This is a genomic window from Phycisphaerae bacterium (assembly GCA_035275405.1).
GTDB lineage: Bacteria > Planctomycetota > Phycisphaerae > UBA1845 > UTPLA1 > DATEMU01.
In genome coordinates this window covers 269,415-285,875 of sequence record DATEMU010000012.1, presented here as the reverse complement: position 1 = coordinate 285,875, position 16,461 = coordinate 269,415, and the positions used below count along the sequence as shown (strand labels likewise).

Below are 16,461 nucleotides of genomic sequence, written 5' to 3'. Positions count from 1 at the left end.
CAATTCCGTGCTTTCGAATTGCACTTTGTTAATTTCCCTGACCAGTTAAGCCCGTCGCGGAGTCGGTAACCGAGCCCAACTTCGGACGGCGGTTTGGCCCCGCTGGGCTGCATGTGACGTTAAGTGAATAGTTGCCGGCATCTCCATTGAATCCGGAGACGCGAATGAAGTAGACCTGGCCAGTGGTGACGGCCAAGGAAAGCTGGGACCCCGGGCTGCATGCCGCAGCGTCGTCATTGCAACCGAGCTCCGCGCCTCCGCAGGCGCCATACACCGCCAGCGTCGTATCGAATCCGCTACCGCACAGGCTGAAGGTCGCCTGACCGGTACACGTCGCCGTCCAGCAGTGCCAGACGTCGATGGTGTCATTGAAGGCACAGGACGAGACATCCGTCCCCGTAGCCCCAAGCGTTGTTCCGTTGTACGTCGTACCCGTCGCCACCGAGATGCAATTACCGCACTCGTCGTTGGCCGGCAGGCAGATGCCCGGCGTACAGGCCGAACCGTCGCCCTTGTACAAGCCTAGTGACGCGGCACAGTCGGCCGGCGTCAGGATTGAGCAATCCAGGCCGATGCAGCAGGCGCCCGCCTCAACCTCGCCGGTCGTCGTCGGGCACTCCTTCAAGGTGAAGGAGACTTGCGGCCCGCTGAGATCGACGCCGATGGTGAGCGGTTCGCCGCTGGAAGTCGACTGCGGCGTAATGTGCAGCGACCACTGGACTAGCGTGCCCGTGTCTTGTCCCGCGTTATCGGAGACCGTAATGGTCCATGCCCCCGCTGAATCGTCGCCGTTGAAGGCGGCGAGCGGATTATTCGGCACGTAATTCGGCGGAGAGACCATGGATACGGCACAGAGGGTTTCAATGGCCCCGCCCGCGCCCTGGTCATCCAGAATGATGTTGTAGTTGTTCTGGTCGCAGCCGAAGGTGCTCGCCGGGACGCCCGGTCGGTCCACGAGGACCACGGAGTCGGCGCCATGCGTCAGCGTGACGACCAAGTCACCCACCCAGGTGTGGTTCACGACGAGATCGACATTCACATCGGCCATGGTCACCGAATCACCTACGTTAATGACATCGCTGACGCCTGCCGGATTGTTGTCGGGAATCGCCGCATTGGGATTGGACACGACGTCAATCGGACTGCCGCCGCCAACCGTCCCGCCCGACGGACTGAACGTCCCGCCGGCCGGCACCGAGCCGTTGTAAGCATCCAGCTTCTTGGCCTGGTTGTTCGCCGGAGAATCAATGAACCGGCTGAACAGCTTGCTCAGGAAGGGCGAGACATCGAAATCATCGGAAGCCGCGACATCGAACCAGGCTTCCGGTCCGTCGAAGAGGATCCAATGGAAGTCGAGCCACTCGACTCCCGTATTGTTGGTGATCGTTTCACCGTTGATCAGGAACGTGTCCACGGTTCGCACATCGGGGCAGACCTGCACGAAATCGAGCAGGATGCAGGGGATGAGCCCGCCGAAGCCCGGCGGATTGGCAAAGTTCTTATTGATGTGGAGGGTTGCGGTACCCGCGGTGCGATCCACATCTTCGACCACGATGGAAACATTGGCCGGATCTGACGCGCTGACGCACCATCCGGAGTTGTCCCCGTTTTCGTCAACGATTGGGATCGTACCGGCAGGGCATTCGTCGCATGGCTCGATGTTGCAAGGCGACGGGCCGGGCTCTGAGAAGTGCAACGACCACTGGACCAGCGTACCCAAGTCTCCGCCCGCATTATCCACCACCGTGATGATCCACGGGCCGGCAGCGTCGGCGCCGTTGAACGCGGCGAGCGGATTGTTCGGTACGTAGTTCGGCGGGGAGACCATGCTGGGCGAGCAGAGGCTCTCAATCGGACCGCCCGATCCCTGGTCGTCCAGAATGATGTTGTAGTTGTCCTGGTCGCAACCGAACGGGCTGCCCGAGTAGCAGCCGGCGGGCGCCGCCGAACCCGGTCGCTGGATCAGGTCCACGGTCGTCGCACCGTGCGTCAGCGTGACGCACAGGTCGCCGACCCAGGTGTGGGGTATGACGAGGTCGACGTTAAGGTCAGCGATTGTCATTGAATCGGGCACGTTAATCGTGTTGCTGATGCCCGCCGGATTGTTATCCGGGATCGCCGCATTCGGGTTGGATAGATATACCGTCGGCGTACCTCCGGGCGAATCGCAAGTCGTGCCATCGCCCAGATACTCACCCGCGCACTGCGACTGCGTGGTGATGGAGCAGACGTCGTCCACGCAGCAGGCCCCCGTCGGCTCAAAGCCGGGGCAAGGGCATTCCAGCACGAGTTCGATCGGGCCGCGGTCCGCGTTGGAGAACGACGAGACCTGGATGTAATAGGTGTCGCCGACCGTCAGATTGGTCACACAAAGCTCCGACAGGAACGTCGTCGGGCCACAAGGCAGGTCGTCGTTGCAGGCGATCTCGACCAGACTCGGGCAGGTGCCGCTATAGACGGCCAGCAGCGTGTCGGTCGAAGCACTGCCGCAGGTGCTGAGCTTTGCGGAACTGTTCGTCGCGACGAACGTGTACCACAACGTACCGAAGCCTTGTTGCGGTCCGAAGAACGCACAGCTATAGAGCGGATCCGTCGCGTCGGTCGTTGCCAGTGTGTTATCCATATTGGTCGTGCTGTTGCACAGGATCGCCTCGGCGTCCACACACAAATCGTTGTCCGGACCCGGCGGGCAGTCGGCGCAGGTTAATACAGCGTTGTATTCCGCGCCGCACGGCACTGGCGCGAGGAAATCGGGCGCCACAAAGAGCCACCAAGTCCCGGCGGAGAGACAAGTCGACACGCTTGTCGTCTGGCAAGGAGTGCCGACGGCGAAGACCAGGAATGCCGAAACCTGGCTGCAGTCCAGCGCTCCGCCCTGGTTGTCGACGATGCCCACCAGGACATCGAACTCGGCCTCGACGGACCACGTCACTTGCGTGTTCTGAGTCAGGACGACTTGATACCAATCCGTATCGCGGGTGCTGCCATCGAAGGCGCCGGTTCCGCAATACGCCTCGCCGCAAGTGATGGGCGAAAAGACCGGAGGAACGGAGTTGCAGCCGCCATTGACCGTGTCGGTCGGCAGACCGCAATCGGGCTCGTTCTCATCGGTCTTGCCCGGGTCGCAGCTAACGGCGCAAGGCTCGCACAACGGCGGATCGCTGCACGCGGCGCCGCTGGTCACGGTCAACTGATAGTCGCCCGTGGCCGAACCGAAACCGCTGACCAGAATGTAATAGGTCGTACCAGGCGCGGAACACCAAGAGGCCTGCGAGTAACCCGGCGGGAAGCCGCAGAAGTCGTCATCGCCAGCCACGCAGAACAATTGTGTGCAGGTGCCGCAATAGACGTGGAGCTTCGTGTCATAATTCGTTCCCGGGTTGCACAGCGACGCAGTCAGCTCATTGCCGTTGCCAACCACGGTGTACCAGTTGCCGGGCGCGGACACGGAGAAGCCGCCACAGGTGAACGCCGGAGGTACATCGGGATTCGAACTCGTCGTGGAGCCTGAAACATCCGCCGGAATAGCGAGAGGAACCGCATCCTGGCAGTTGTCCCCCGGAGGTCCGGGCGGGCATGGGCACGTCAATTCCAGGGTGATCTGTCCCTGATCGGCCGCCGAGAATGACGACACTTGGATGTAATACGTGTCGCCCACTGTTAGCCCTTGAGCGCACAGCTTGGAGAGGAGACCGGTGCCGCCGCACGGCCCGTCATCGTTGCATGCGATTTCCACGAGGCTTCCGCAGGTGCCGCTATAGACGGCGAGCAAGGTGTCCGTGGAACCGCTGTTGCAGGTCTGCACGTAGGCCGAGGTGTCGGTCGCGACAAAGGTGTACCACAGCGTGCCGAAGCCCTGCTGCGGACCGAAGAACGCGCAACTATAGAGCGGGTCGGTCGGGTCCGTCGTTGCCAAGGTGTTGTCAAGGTTGGTCGAACTGTTGCACAGGATCGCCTCGGCATCCTCGCACAAATCGTTATCCGGAGCGGGCGGGCAATCGGCGCACGTCAGCGTGGCATTGTATTCCGCACCACACGCTTCAATCGCCGTGAAATCCGGCGCCACAAACAGCCACCAGGTTCCGGCAGGGAGGCAAGACGACACGCTCGTTGGCTGGCAGGGACCGCCCACGGCGAACACACGGAACGCCGTCACCTGACTGCAATCCAAGGTTCCGCCGCCGTTTTCCACAATACCGACGACAACATCGAACTCCGCCTCGGCCGTCCAGGTAACTTGCGTCGCCTGGGTCAAAACGACCTCGTACCAATCCGTATCGCGGAGGCTGCCGTCGAAGGCCCCGGTCCCACAGTAGGACTGGCCGCAGACGATTGGTGAAAAGACATTCGGCGTGGAGTTACAGCCGCCGTTGACCGTGTCCGTGGGAATGCCGCAATCGGGCTCGTTTTCCGGCGTCTTTCCGGGATCGCAGATTACGTCGCAAGGCGGCTGATTACAGATGGAGGCCGCCTCGTCGGCGCAGATGCTGTCCCACGCGACGTCGCAGCAGAAAGGATCGATCGCGCAAACCGCTTCACAACATGCTTGATCATTGCACCCGGGCGTCGAGTTGGGCACGCTACAGTCATTCGGATTATCCGGACCGCAAACGCCGCCGCCGCCGCCGCAAAGGTCCGCAGCTTCGCTGGCACAGATGCTGTCCCACGCGACGTCGCAGCAGAAAGGATCGATCGCGCAAACCGCCTCGCAACACGCCTGGTCGCTGCAGCCCGGCGTGGAATTCGCCGCATTGCAGTCGTTAGGATTGGGCGGACCGCAAACTCCCCCGCCGCCCCCGCATTCGCCAGCTTTACAGGTGACTGTCGCTGTGTACCCGGCGCCGCACGCTACTGGGACAGTAAAGTCGGGCGCCACGAAAAGATACCACGTCCCTGCTGAGAGGCATGCGCTGGCAGAGGCGGGCGTGCAGGCCCCCCCCAAACCGAAGGACAGGAATGAAGTAACGCCGGCACAACTGTCTATTCCAAAGTTATCGACGATTCCGATGAGAAGATCGAAATCGGCTTCGCCCGTAAAAGTGACAGTTGTGTCTTCAGTCAGGACCAGTTTGTACCAGTCCGTATCACGAAAGGAGCCATCGAAGGCGCCGGTCCCACACACGGTTTCGCCGCAACTAATCGCACTAAATACGTTCGGGGTGGAGTTGCAGCCGCCATTGACCGTATCGGTCGGCAGGCCGCAATCGGGTTCGTTTTCGGCGGTCGCGCCGGGCGGGCATACCACTGGGCAACCGCGCGGGGCAGCCGGGTTCCGCAGCTTGGCGGTTCGATAAGGCCGATCCACCATGAATCCCGCGGATTCAGCAAGGCTGGTTGACAGACCACCGCGACCGCCATCTGTAACACTTGACGGGTCAACGGCCGCGATACTTGGGGGAGCCTGGGGAGCGTGCTTGACCACCGCCGGCTGCGGCGTCGTCGCTGTTCCCAAGATCGGGGAGCCGAGTTCACTGGGCTTGCTGGAATTTATCGGCGCGACATCGGCGCGGATCTTGCCGTCGACGTGTACTGTCACGTTGACTTGCGGGGAGTCCGGCATTTCGACATGCAGGACCGCCGATCCGGCGGCGCCGTTATCGACGTAGAGCACAAGCTTGCTGCCGGTCGCGGAAACCGCGGTGGCACCGTCTTGCAGCGTGAGTTTGGTAATCGGTTGCAAGTTCGTGCTGTACGCAATCTGAGTTCGACTGGTTCCAGTATCAGCGCCGACGACGTTGATCTGAACCGTCTTTCCGACCGGCGGAGTCGCGTTGGCCACGCTCGAAAGCGTCAACGCCGCCGCCGTCAGGCAACACAGACATGCCGCGAAACCCCATCCAATCCGTGATGTGCCAATGCCCATTACCCTCTCCCTTTGTTCGAGCGAGATTCAGTTGGTTCCAGGCTTAGAGGAGTGCGTGACGCCGTGATTACCGGCTCAAAAGCGTCGTATATCTGCTAAATTGGAACAGATTTGATCGCTCGCCCATTCCTCTCACCCTTCCTCAACGAATCCCGCGGCCGAATTCTAAACGCCCCGAGACAACTCTGGACTCTCTATGACGGTTCCAGGTGCTCAGTGTGCCATATCACCGCGCTGCTTGTTTATTCGCCAACTAGATTCGACTCTGAGTGTGCCAAGTTGCACGAGAAAAGTCAAGGGTTATCGCAAACAATTTGGTCCGAGTTTGGTGAAACGATGAACCCAGGCCCAGAGAGCCTTCGCACTCATGAGGATTCCTGATGTAGCCTCAGCGGGGCGTACCCCATGGCGTAAGAACGGAAGCCGATTGTTCCATTTCAGGGCGCCCAATCCTCTCGTTTGGCCAAAAAACTGACCCCCCGGGGGCACGAACCGACCGGCAAGGTTATCAAATCAAGGAATTTGGCGTCGAAAGCTGAATCTGACCGATTAACAACCGTTGCTTAGAACGCATTCTGCAAACGGTTCGATGTCGTCGGCGTCGATGCCGAAATCCGCTGTTAACTCGAGGTCCCCAGCACACTTCTCTTTCGGCGACGCCCCGCCATTCACGAGCCGATCGGCGAAACGCTGAACATCGAGGCCGTCGACCGATAAGTCGTCGTTGAGATCGCCCCGAAGGCAGGTCACGGCGGTGGGGATTTGCGTCTTGGCGGTAAGGCTATTGGCGACTCGGTATTGTCCGAGGGTGATGTTTGCGGTCGTCGGCGGCAGATCGCAATCGAAGCGGTAGTTGTATAACGTGCCCCAGCGCAAGGCGTTATCGTTTGCCGGCGAGACATCCACATAGCTCCATGCGACCGCTCCGCCGGACACCACGGCGGGCCAGTCCGTGCCGTCCGTCGTGATGTTGCCGCTGCCGTCCCCGTCATGGTAGTCCACGTCGTGGAACCCGATGTTGGTCACTGTCGCATAAGGTGACACCGGAACGCTGACAGAGCCGATGGACCGTTCTGAGTTCAGGTTTTGAATCGCAATTTCGTAATGATAAACGCCATCACCGAGGTCCGTGGCCTGCCCCGCGACAATCACGAGTGCGCTGAGGCCGCCGTCTTCCGGCGTGATGATGTCGGTTTCGGAGACGGTCGGATCGAACGCCCTCCAAGCCCGAATCCCGGGCTTTTCGCGCACGGTCGGGAGGGCGGGGATCCTCGCGAACGTCCATGCCGATCCACTGCCGGTAACGGCAATCGGCCGATAGCTGGCATTATTGTTCTTATTGCCCGCTGCGGCGTCGTCCGCGGCAATATATTGGCCTTCAACGTAGTAACGAGGCTGGTCGGTAATGGGCTGCGTCCCATCGGAGACCTCCAAATCGTTGATATCGATTTGCAAGAGCCGGACAACGCCGCCGGTCGCCGGCGCCGGATTGGCCACTGGATGGAGATGCACGCCCGTTGTGGCGTTGACCTGCCACTTGGGTCCCAGTTGTGTCTGGCTTGCGTTTCGCGAGGAGTTGTAAGGGTCCGAACAGCCCACACCCAGGTGAGTCCCGTCGGTGGGGCTGCAACTCGTGCAGCAGAGAATGTTGCTTAGGGCAAAGAACCCATGCTTGAGCCAACTTTGCCCGAGCTGCTCGTAGCGGTTGTAGCCGGCCGGGTCTCTCTGGAGGCGAAAGAAGTTCTGTCCGATGACGGGGTGGTTTGCATTCGGCGATTGAAGCCAGTTAAGCCAAACGGTGCCAACATTGCAGGAATAAGTCGCGACCGAGAAGGCCTCAAGACCGCCAGAGCTGGGAAAATTCGAAAGAAATGGCTCTCCCGTCGGATGAGTCGCCAAATCCCCAACGGTTACGTCGGGACCGGTCACCACACCACACGGCTGCGCATGAGCGTGTTGGATCCCACCAAGGGTTACGAACATCGATACCAAAATAAACGCGATTGCGCGACCAGTGACAGCTTTCATTGAAATTCCCTTTGGGACCCCTGAAAAACCGACCTACGCTCGTTGTCAAGAAACCACGACCGACGAGAAAATCGCCGACATGTATGGCGGGTGTTTTCCGCTGGCCAAAAAAGTGCCTCGAACACCGAGCAACAACGGTGTTTCACTGTACCGGTTCTATCAACGTCGTACAAGTCCCAGGTGACCGTTTTCACCCTAATCAACTGGCTATCAAGAAGTTCGGAGGCTCGATCGATGCAGGTTCCGAGTCTCAACTCGATATCCAGTTCCCCGCTGCGAATTGACAACGGCGCGGGGAATCCATTAACCTTAGTCGGGGCTCGGGGAAGGAGTTTATGATGCGATTTTCAACTGATGGATTCGCGGGGTGTCTTGTAAGTCATTCGTGTTTCAAGGCTTTATTGGCCGGATCAAGGCTTCCAAAAACCATATCGTTCTCGCTTTTAGCGACACTTCTTTTCACCGCGCCTTCCCGCGGCACCGGCCCCGACGTCATCGTCTCGACTATCGGCTCAGGCTTCCAGAAGTACGGCACGGTCGGCGACATAACTGGCTACGCAGTAACTACGGTCTCCTGCAACATCGGAACGACCTCAGCGATCTGGTTGGATACGAACAATCAGCATCCGGTAATCGGTCAAAACATGTATCGATACAAGGTCGTTGATGGCGCCGGCAGATTTGAGCAGATCGGGATGAGCTGGCTCAAGCACGGCTTCTGCGCCGCGGACGCGTCCGGGCCGAATTGTGGATCGTGCAGCCCGGACGGCAATTGCGACTGGCTGACCGTCGGCTGTACGGACACCTATGGCTCAGGTCTGAACGGTAATCAATCCGATCTCGGGCCCAAGTCGGACGTGAACGCTTATACTGGCGTTTTTTCCTATCCATTTCCGACCGAGGGCCAGACTGGCAACGCCATCTATAAGCGCCTCCAGATCCACAACGCCGATCTCGACCCGGCGCAGAACCCCGGGGCGTCGTACTACTGCGACGTCCATTACATCCCGACCGACGAGAACCATAATGAGAGGTTCAACAACACCTCCTGGCGGCCGACCACGGTGGGCACGTTCAGCGGCGGCGGCTGGAACCTCGCGTTTGGCGGCACCACCCACCAACAAGAGTCGGCGATCGAGGCTTGGCCGACTGTCGAGAGCGGAGTCACACTGGTTGACGGGTTCGTGCCCTCGGAAGGCCGATTCATTCTGGGATACAAGGTCACCGAGATCGTGCCCGACACGACGTGGCACTACGAATATGCCCTGTACAACATGAATTCCGACCGCTCGGCCGGCTTCTTTTATGTTCCCTTTGCTGTCGGAACGAACCTGTCAAACATCGGGTTTCACGACGTCGACTACCACAGCGGCGAACCCTACAGCTCCGCCGATTGGACGCCGGTCTTGGGCGGCGGCAACCTGACCTGGGCCACCGATTCCTACACGACCAACGTCAACGCCAACGCCCTCCGCTGGGGAACCACCTACAACTTCCGCTTCGATGCCGATCGCCCACCCTTTGCCGGCCTGGTCAAGGTCGGCCTGTTCAAGCCCGGCACACCCACGTCGCTCAACTTCAGCGCGCTCGTCCCCAATTCCTGCACCTGTCCCGGCGATGTCAACAACGACGGCACCGTCAGCGGACGGGACATCGCCGCCCTGGTCGACATCCTGCTCGGAAACGTTTCCGCCAGTCCCTGTGCCGATCTCGCGGCCTCCTACAACGCCATTGACCTCGCCGACTCCGATGCCTTCGTCGACATGCTGATGGGCGAGTTTGGATGCCCCTAGGACAAGCGGTGTCTGTGCGCCCCCGCTGGCCCGAACCAATTCAACTCGCGAAAGGCCGGGTGCGTCGGAAACGCCGGATACGAAATGTGCATACCTGAAAGGTACTGCGGCCAAGAGGAGTCGAACCTCCACGATCTTGCGATCACTAGGACCTGAACCTAGCGCGTCTGCCAATTCCGCCATGGCCGCGGGTAAGGGGGATTAGTGACGTCCACCCCTTCTTAACGAGGCCGAAGTCTAGCTCGCTTGGGAGGTTGTGACAAGTTTCTGATCTTTGGCACGCCGCGTGCTGGGGACTTTGCCAATTGGTAAGTTTGTCCATTTGGCCTTGGAATCCCAAGCATGTTAGACTACCGCCAGCGAGGCTCACGCGTGCCGCTCAAGCAAAATCTCTGGGAAGACACGGTGGCCCGCCTGGACGTCAAGCCGGCTGTGACGGTGGGCCCGCGCGCGACCGTTCGCGAGGCCGTGACGGCGATGCAGCAGGGACGGACCGGCTGCTTGTGCGTCGTCGACGATGACAAGCTGGTGGGGATCTTTACGGAGCGGGACCTGCTCAAGCGGGTTATCGGTACGGGGGTGGATTTCGGAGCTATGATCTCTACGGTCATGTCACCCAGCCCGGCCACTACCACGACGGACGAGACGATTGGTACGGTGATCCAGGGAATGCGGGATCGCGGCTATCGGCACCTGCCGGTGGTGGACAAGCGGGGGCGTGTACTGGGGCGAATATCGGTCCGGGAAATAGTTCACTACATGGTGGAGTACTTTCCGACCGTTGTATACAACCTGCCGCCGCGACCGGAGCGGCTGGATGCGGAGGCAGAGGGGGCTTGAAGAGAGTGGCCGGTGGTTCGTGGCCAGTGGCCAGGGGAAAGACCGAGTAAGGAATACAACAAACGATGAGCACAGTAGAGACAATGACGAAGCCGGCGGCAAAGAAGCCGGTGCAGAGTGTGGATGAAGTGACGGTTCGTTTCGCGGGCGATTCCGGAGATGGGATGCAGCTCGCGGGGATGCAGTTCACGCGGAGCACGGTGATCTTTGGGAACGACGTGAGCACGTTTCCGGATTATCCGGCGGAGATTCGCGCACCGGCCGGTTCGCTGGCGGGCGTCAGCGGGTTTCAGGTCAATTTCAGCAGCCACGACGTGCATACGCCGGGCGACATGGTGGATGCGCTGGTGGCGTTCAACCCAGCCGCGTTGAAGACCAACGTCGGCGATGTCCGCGAGGGCGGGATGGTCATCGTCAATGAAGACGACTTTGGCCAGACGGACCTGAAGAAGGCGGGCTACGAACAGAATCCGCTCGATGACGGAAGCCTCTCCAAATACAAGGTGCACCGCATCCCGATCGGGAAGCTCAATGCGACGGCGCTGAAGGATTCGGGCCTGGGGTCGAAGGATGTCGACCGTTGCAAGAACTTCTTTGCGCTGGGCGTGATCTACTGGCTCTACGGGCGGCCGATGGAGCCGACGATCAAGTGGATCGAGGATAAATTCGGCAAGAACCCAGTCGTCGCCGAGGCAAATAAATCGGTTCTCAAAGCCGGATACTTTTACGGTGAGACGTGCGAGATTTTCGCAAGCAGCTTCACCGTCCCGAAGGCGAAGCTCCCCGCGGGAAAATACCGGCGGATCTCCGGCAACGAGGCCGTGGCGATCGGCTGCATCGCGGCGGCGAACCTGGCGGGCAAGGATTTGTTCTACGGCAGCTATCCGATCACGCCGGCCAGCGACATTCTGCATACGTTGGCGCGATATAAAAACTATCGCGTCAAAACGTTTCAGGCGGAAGATGAAATCGCCGCGGTGACCAGCGCGATCGGCGCTTCCTTCACCGGGGACATCGGCGTGACGGGCACGAGCGGGCCGGGACTCGCGCTGAAGGCCGAGGCGATCGGCCTGGCGGTCATGACCGAACTGCCGCTCATCATCATCGACGTGCAACGCGGCGGACCGAGCACGGGACTGCCGACGAAGACGGAGCAGGCTGACCTTTTGCAGGCGATCTGCGGGCGAAACGGAGAATGTCCCGTTTGCGTGATCGCGGCCTCGTCGCCGGCGGACTGTTTCGACGTGGCCGTAGAGGCCGTTCGCATTGCGCTGCAATTCATGACGCCGGTCATCCTCCTTTCCGATGGCTACGTCGCGAACGGCGAGGAGCCGTGGGCGATCCCCGACGTTGCCAAGCTGCCCAGGATCGAGGTCAAGCACCCGACCGGGACGAACGGGCATCCGTTCCATCCGTACGAGCGGAACGAATATTTCGCGCGACCGTGGGCGCTGCCGGGCACGCCGGGCCTGGAGCATCGCATCGGCGGCCTCGAGAAACAGGACATCACCGGCAACGTTTGCTACGACCCCGAGAACCATGAGCGGATGGTGCGGTTGCGGGCCAAGAAAGTGGCGGCGATTGCGCTGGATGTGCCGCCGCAGACGGTCATGGGGCCGGAGAAGGGCGATCTGCTCGTTTTGGGTTGGGGCGGAACGGCGGGGGCGATCAAGAGCGCCGTGGAGCGCGTGCAAAAGCAGGGATACAGCGTCGCGGCGGCGCACCTGAGGTATCTCAACCCGTTCCCGCGCAACCTCGGCGAGATCATGGCGAACTACAAGAGAGTGCTCATCCCCGAGTTGAACATGGGGCAACTTCGGATGCTCATCCGCGCGAATTATCTCGTGGATGCGATCGGTTTGAACAAGATCAAAGGAAAACCCTTCCTGATCGCGGAGATTGAGGCGAAGATTCAGGAAGTTCTAGACGGGAAGAAATAGAGCAATGTCTACATCAACGTTACCGCAACTGACAGCGAAAGATTTTGCCAGCGACCAGGATGTCCGCTGGTGCCCGGGGTGCGGGGATTATTCGATCCTCGCGCAGGTCAAGAAGATCCTGCCGGATCTGGGCATTCCGCGCGAGAAACTCGTGTGCATATCGGGGATCGGCTGTTCGAGCCGGTTTCCGTATTACCTGAGCACCTACGGCTTTCACAGCATTCACGGCCGCGCGCCAGCCGTCGCGACGGGCGTAAAGGTCGCCAATCCCGAACTGTCCGTGTGGGTGGCGACAGGCGACGGCGACGGTCTGTCCATCGGCGGCAATCACCTCGTTCACCTGATCCGGCGCAATCCGGATATCAAGGTGCTGCTCTTTAACAACCGGATTTACGGATTGACCAAGGGGCAGTATTCACCGACCTCCGAACTGGGAAAGAAGACGAAGTCCACGCCCTTCGGGTCAGTCGATAACCCGTTGCACCCCCTCTCCGTCGCCATCGGCGCGGAGGCGACTTTTGTCGCCCGGACGATGGATGTCAACGTAAAGCACCTGTCCGAAACGCTTCTGCGGGCCGCCGGGCACAAGGGCACGTCCTTTGTCGAGATTTATCAAAACTGCAACGTCTTCAACGATGGGGCGTTCGAATATGCCAGCGGCAAGGAGACCAAGGAGGACACGACGCTCTACCTGGAGCATGGCAAGCCCCTGATCTTCGGCAAGAACCGCGACAAGGGCATCCGCCTGAAGAACATGGAGCCGGAGGTCGTGCAGCTCGGCGGGGACATCAAGGAAGACGACCTCCTGTTCCACGACGAAAAGATGGCCGAGCCGAGTCTGGCCTTCATGCTCAGCCGCATGCGCTACCCCGAGTTTCCCGAGCCGATGGGCGTGCTCCGCTGCGTGGATGCCCCGCTCTTTGAGGAAGGCGTGCATGCTCAGATCAAGACGGCCGTCGAAAAGCAGGGCAAGGGCTCGCTGGAAAAACTGCTGAATTCCGGGGATACCTGGGTCGTGGAATAACGCGTGATCTGTCCCGCCTGCAAACACCGGAATATCGACGGCGCGGATGACTGCGAGAAATGCGGTCAGTCGCTCATTGCGGTCGAACTCCCCGCCGCGAAGGCCGATGTCGGCTGGGAAAGCACCGTCGTCTGCGAGGACCTGTCGCAGGTGATGGCGGTTCCCCCGATCGCCGTCAGCCCGACGACGACACTGCAGGAGGTGGTCGATCGCCTGGTGGCGGGCGGGGTGGGCTGCGTACTGGTCGTATCCAATGACAAGCTCGTGGGGATCTTCAGCGAGCGGGACCTGCTGCTGAAAATCGGCGATAAATTCAATGAACTCAAGTCGTCGCCCGTCCGCGATTACATGACGCCCGATCCCGAGACGCTTCCGCCGGAGGCGACGATTGCCTGGGCGCTGAACCGCATGGACGTCGGGGGGTTCCGGCATATACCCATCGTCAAGGAAGGCCATCCGCTGGCGATGGTGTCGGTCCGCGATCTCCTGCAACATCTGGGCAAGCGCTATCTAGCCGCGAGCGCGTAGGGGCTTGCGGTTTTTCCAGAAGGCCTCTATATCCAACCCACCATGACTCGACTGGCGTCTTCACCGCCCGGCACACAAACGCCGATTCCGTTACTCGACCTGCGCGCGCAGTACGACACGATCCGCGAGGAGATTCGTACGGCGATCGATGGCGTCTGCGAATCGCAGCGGTTTATCGGCGGGCCGGAAGTGGTCGCGTGCGAGGAGGCGGTCGCCGCCTATTGCGGATGCAACTATGGCATCGGCATGAGCAGCGGGACGGATGCGCTCTTGTGCGGAATGATGGCCTTGGGGATCGGGCCGGGCGATGAGGTGATCGTGCCGACGTTCACCTTTTTCGCGACAGCGGGCTGCGTCAGCCGCCTTGGGGCCAAGCCGGTCTTTATCGATGTCGATCCGGGGACATTCAACGCGACGGCGGCGCTGATCGAGCCGGCGATCACGAATAAAACCAGGCTCATCATTCCGGTGCATCTCTTCGGACAGTGCGCGGCGATGGGCGAGATCATGGAATTAGCCAATCGCCGGTCGATTCCGGTCATGGAGGACGCGGCGCAGTCGATTGGGGCGACGCATCACGGGAAAAAGGCGTGCAGCATGGGCCGGCTGGGAACGTTGTCTTTCTTTCCCAGCAAGAACCTCGGGGCCTTCGGCGACGGAGGCATGATCTGCACGAACGATGAGAAGCTCGCGGAGCGGCTGCGGATCTTCCGAGACCACGGGGCGCAGCCGAAGTACTACCACAAGTGGATCGGCGGGAATTTCCGGCTGGACGCGATGCAGGCGGCGGTGGTCCGCGTCAAGCTGCGGCACCTGGACGGCTGGTCGCGCAAGCGAGCCGAAAACGCCCGCCGTTACAACGACCGGTTCGCCCATACCCTTATCAAGACGCCGGTCATCGCAGAAGGCAACGTTTCCATCTACAACCAATACTGTATCCGTGTCCCCCGACGCGATGAGCTGCGGCAGCATCTGCAGGAGCGCGGCATCGGAACGGAGGTCTACTATCCCGTCCCGCTGCACTTGCAGGAATGTTTCGCCGCTCTCGGTGGAAAGCCGGGCCAACTGCCTCACTCGGAACAGGCGGCGCGCGAGGTGCTGGCCCTGCCGATTTATCCCGAGTTAACGACCGCGCAGCAGGAGCGGGTCGCTGCCACCATCCTGGAGTTTTACGGAGCCGGAGCCTGACGACGTGATGACGCGTCTTTTGGCCTCCGTTGCACCCATTGATTTCTATTCGTCATACGTCTGGCCGTTCGCCGCCGCGCTGGCCGTTACCCTGCTGACGTGTCCCTTCGTCCGTCGAATCGCCATCCGACTCGATCTTTATGATCGACCGGACTCGGGGCTCAAGCCTCATGAGCGGCCGATTCCCTACTTGGGCGGAGTAGCGATGTATCTGGGCTGGCTCGCGGCGCTGGTTTGCGCGGTCTTTTTGACGCGGACCGATCGACTGGAGATCGCATGGATCGTCGTTGGCGGCACGCTCCTGATGCTTACCGGTCTGGCGGACGATATCCGCCATCTTTCGCCGAAATTCCGATTGCTGGTGCAGGCGATCGTGGCCGGTCTATTGATGTATGGCGGGATCGGGCGGGAGTGCGGGCGGGCGCTCATCGCTTCCTTCGCGGATGATCTTCCAGGCTGGGCCGTCAGCGAACCAGTCGTGCTCGGCTTGAGCGCGGCAGTCTGCATTTTCGCATTGGCGGGGGCGATGAACGCGGCAAACTTCATCGACGGGATGGATGGGCTGTGCGCGGGCATCCTCGGCATCGCGGCGGTCGGGTTTTTCTATGTCAGTCTCGCCGTGCCGCCCGCCGGGGATGTTCTCGCGCCGGTGCGGGCGGCGCTTTGTGCGGCGATTTTTGGAGCCTGCCTCGGTTTCCTGTTCTTTAATTCGCATCCGGCAAGCATCTTCATGGGCGACAGCGGATCGCTTCTCCTGGGATACAGCACGGCCGTAGTCATGATCCTGCTCATGGAGCATCCGACGTGCCGCACGCAACCGTCGTGGCGCTGGTTCGACGGAGCGCTGATCGCTTTCGCCGTTCCGGTGCTTGATACGGGGCTGGCGATCGGCCGTCGGTGGATCAACCACCGGCCGCTGTTCACCGGCGACCGCAGCCATTTGTACGATCAGCTTCGCGATCGCGGGCTCACGATCCGACAGACCGTGCTGACGTGCTACGCCATCGGGGCGGGATTCGCGGCGTTGGGGCCGCTCGCCGTGCGGCTGACGCGCGGGCAGTTGTTTGTGCTGTTGATGGCCATTCCGCTCGTGGCGGCGATGTTATTCCGCGCTTTTGGGATGCTTCGCGTGGATGACACGGCGGCGCGGTCACGAGCGGGGGGTGCATAGTCCTGCGGCCGGTGCGCACGGGCCAGAGGCCCATGCTCCTCTCAAGCTTTCCTTTTTCAGGGCGATTCTTTAGAATTCGTCGCGAG

10 protein-coding genes and 1 tRNA gene are annotated in these 16,461 nt (G+C 60.8%); 7 read left to right on the top strand and 4 right to left on the bottom strand.

What is annotated here, in order from left to right; genetic code table 11:
• Positions 1 to 28 precede the first annotated feature (28 nt).
• From VJZ71_13975 to VJZ71_13965, 3 genes are all read right to left on the bottom strand, one after another.
• A complete protein-coding gene (locus VJZ71_13975) occupies positions 29 to 5,863 on the bottom strand; it encodes a proprotein convertase P-domain-containing protein (protein ID HKQ49174.1) in 5,835 nt (1,944 codons plus the stop codon).
• A gap of 549 nt (positions 5,864 to 6,412) precedes the next feature.
• Positions 6,413 to 7,891, bottom strand: a complete 1,479-nt coding sequence (locus tag VJZ71_13970) for a hypothetical protein (GenBank protein HKQ49173.1) — start codon at positions 7,889 to 7,891, stop codon at positions 6,413 to 6,415.
• A gap of 379 nt (positions 7,892 to 8,270) precedes the next feature.
• A complete protein-coding gene (locus tag VJZ71_13965; protein ID HKQ49172.1) occupies positions 8,271 to 8,438 on the bottom strand; it encodes a hypothetical protein in 168 nt (55 codons plus the stop codon).
• 97 nt (positions 8,439 to 8,535) lie between these two features.
• Here VJZ71_13965 and VJZ71_13960 point away from each other — a divergent pair, with 97 nt between their 5' ends.
• Positions 8,536 to 9,684 (top strand): hypothetical protein, encoded by a 1,149-nt coding sequence (locus tag VJZ71_13960; GenBank protein ID HKQ49171.1) that lies wholly within the window; start codon positions 8,536 to 8,538, stop codon positions 9,682 to 9,684.
• 105 nt (positions 9,685 to 9,789) lie between these two features.
• On the opposite strand, the gene VJZ71_13955 is transcribed toward VJZ71_13960, so the two are convergent.
• A tRNA-Leu gene (locus VJZ71_13955) sits at positions 9,790 to 9,873 on the bottom strand.
• A 153-nt stretch (positions 9,874 to 10,026) separates the two neighbouring features.
• Here VJZ71_13955 and VJZ71_13950 point away from each other — a divergent pair.
• From VJZ71_13950 to VJZ71_13925, 6 genes are all read left to right on the top strand, one after another.
• Complete coding sequence (locus VJZ71_13950) at positions 10,027 to 10,524, top strand: CBS domain-containing protein (protein ID HKQ49170.1); 498 nt, start codon at positions 10,027 to 10,029, stop codon at positions 10,522 to 10,524.
• A 65-nt stretch (positions 10,525 to 10,589) separates the two neighbouring features.
• Positions 10,590 to 12,464: a 2-oxoacid:acceptor oxidoreductase subunit alpha gene (locus VJZ71_13945; GenBank protein ID HKQ49169.1), complete on the top strand. Its 1,875-nt coding sequence runs from the start codon at positions 10,590 to 10,592 to the stop codon at positions 12,462 to 12,464.
• Between the two features lie 4 nt (positions 12,465 to 12,468).
• Positions 12,469 to 13,488: a 2-oxoacid:ferredoxin oxidoreductase subunit beta gene (locus VJZ71_13940; protein HKQ49168.1), complete on the top strand. Its 1,020-nt coding sequence runs from the start codon at positions 12,469 to 12,471 to the stop codon at positions 13,486 to 13,488.
• Positions 13,489 to 13,491: 3 nt separating this feature from the next.
• A complete protein-coding gene (locus VJZ71_13935) occupies positions 13,492 to 14,016 on the top strand; it encodes a CBS domain-containing protein (GenBank protein HKQ49167.1) in 525 nt (174 codons plus the stop codon).
• A gap of 42 nt (positions 14,017 to 14,058) precedes the next feature.
• A complete protein-coding gene (locus VJZ71_13930; GenBank protein ID HKQ49166.1) occupies positions 14,059 to 15,204 on the top strand; it encodes a DegT/DnrJ/EryC1/StrS family aminotransferase in 1,146 nt (381 codons plus the stop codon).
• A 7-nt stretch (positions 15,205 to 15,211) separates the two neighbouring features.
• Positions 15,212 to 16,375 carry an MraY family glycosyltransferase gene (locus VJZ71_13925; GenBank protein ID HKQ49165.1) on the top strand — a complete coding sequence of 388 codons (1,164 nt, stop codon included), beginning with the start codon at positions 15,212 to 15,214 and terminating at the stop codon, positions 16,373 to 16,375.
• Positions 16,376 to 16,461 lie beyond the last annotated feature (86 nt).

Bases quoted from the DNA above. Each gene is read 5' to 3' on its own strand.
- VJZ71_13965 (HKQ49172.1), bottom strand. From the start codon at position 8,438: ATGTCGCCGACCGTGCCGTACTTCTGGAAGCCTGAGCCGATAGTCGAG.
- VJZ71_13945 (HKQ49169.1), top strand. From the start codon at position 10,590: ATGAGCACAGTAGAGACAATGACGAAGCCGGCGGCAAAGAAGCCGGTG.
- VJZ71_13975 (HKQ49174.1), bottom strand. From the start codon at position 5,863: ATGGGCATTGGCACATCACGGATTGGATGGGGTTTCGCGGCATGTCTG.
- VJZ71_13940 (HKQ49168.1), top strand. From the start codon at position 12,469: ATGTCTACATCAACGTTACCGCAACTGACAGCGAAAGATTTTGCCAGC.
- VJZ71_13960 (HKQ49171.1), top strand. From the start codon at position 8,536: ATGTATCGATACAAGGTCGTTGATGGCGCCGGCAGATTTGAGCAGATC.
- VJZ71_13970 (HKQ49173.1), bottom strand. From the start codon at position 7,891: ATGAAAGCTGTCACTGGTCGCGCAATCGCGTTTATTTTGGTATCGATG.
- VJZ71_13950 (HKQ49170.1), top strand. From the start codon at position 10,027: ATGTTAGACTACCGCCAGCGAGGCTCACGCGTGCCGCTCAAGCAAAAT.
- VJZ71_13925 (HKQ49165.1), top strand. From the start codon at position 15,212: ATGACGCGTCTTTTGGCCTCCGTTGCACCCATTGATTTCTATTCGTCA.
- VJZ71_13930 (HKQ49166.1), top strand. From the start codon at position 14,059: ATGACTCGACTGGCGTCTTCACCGCCCGGCACACAAACGCCGATTCCG.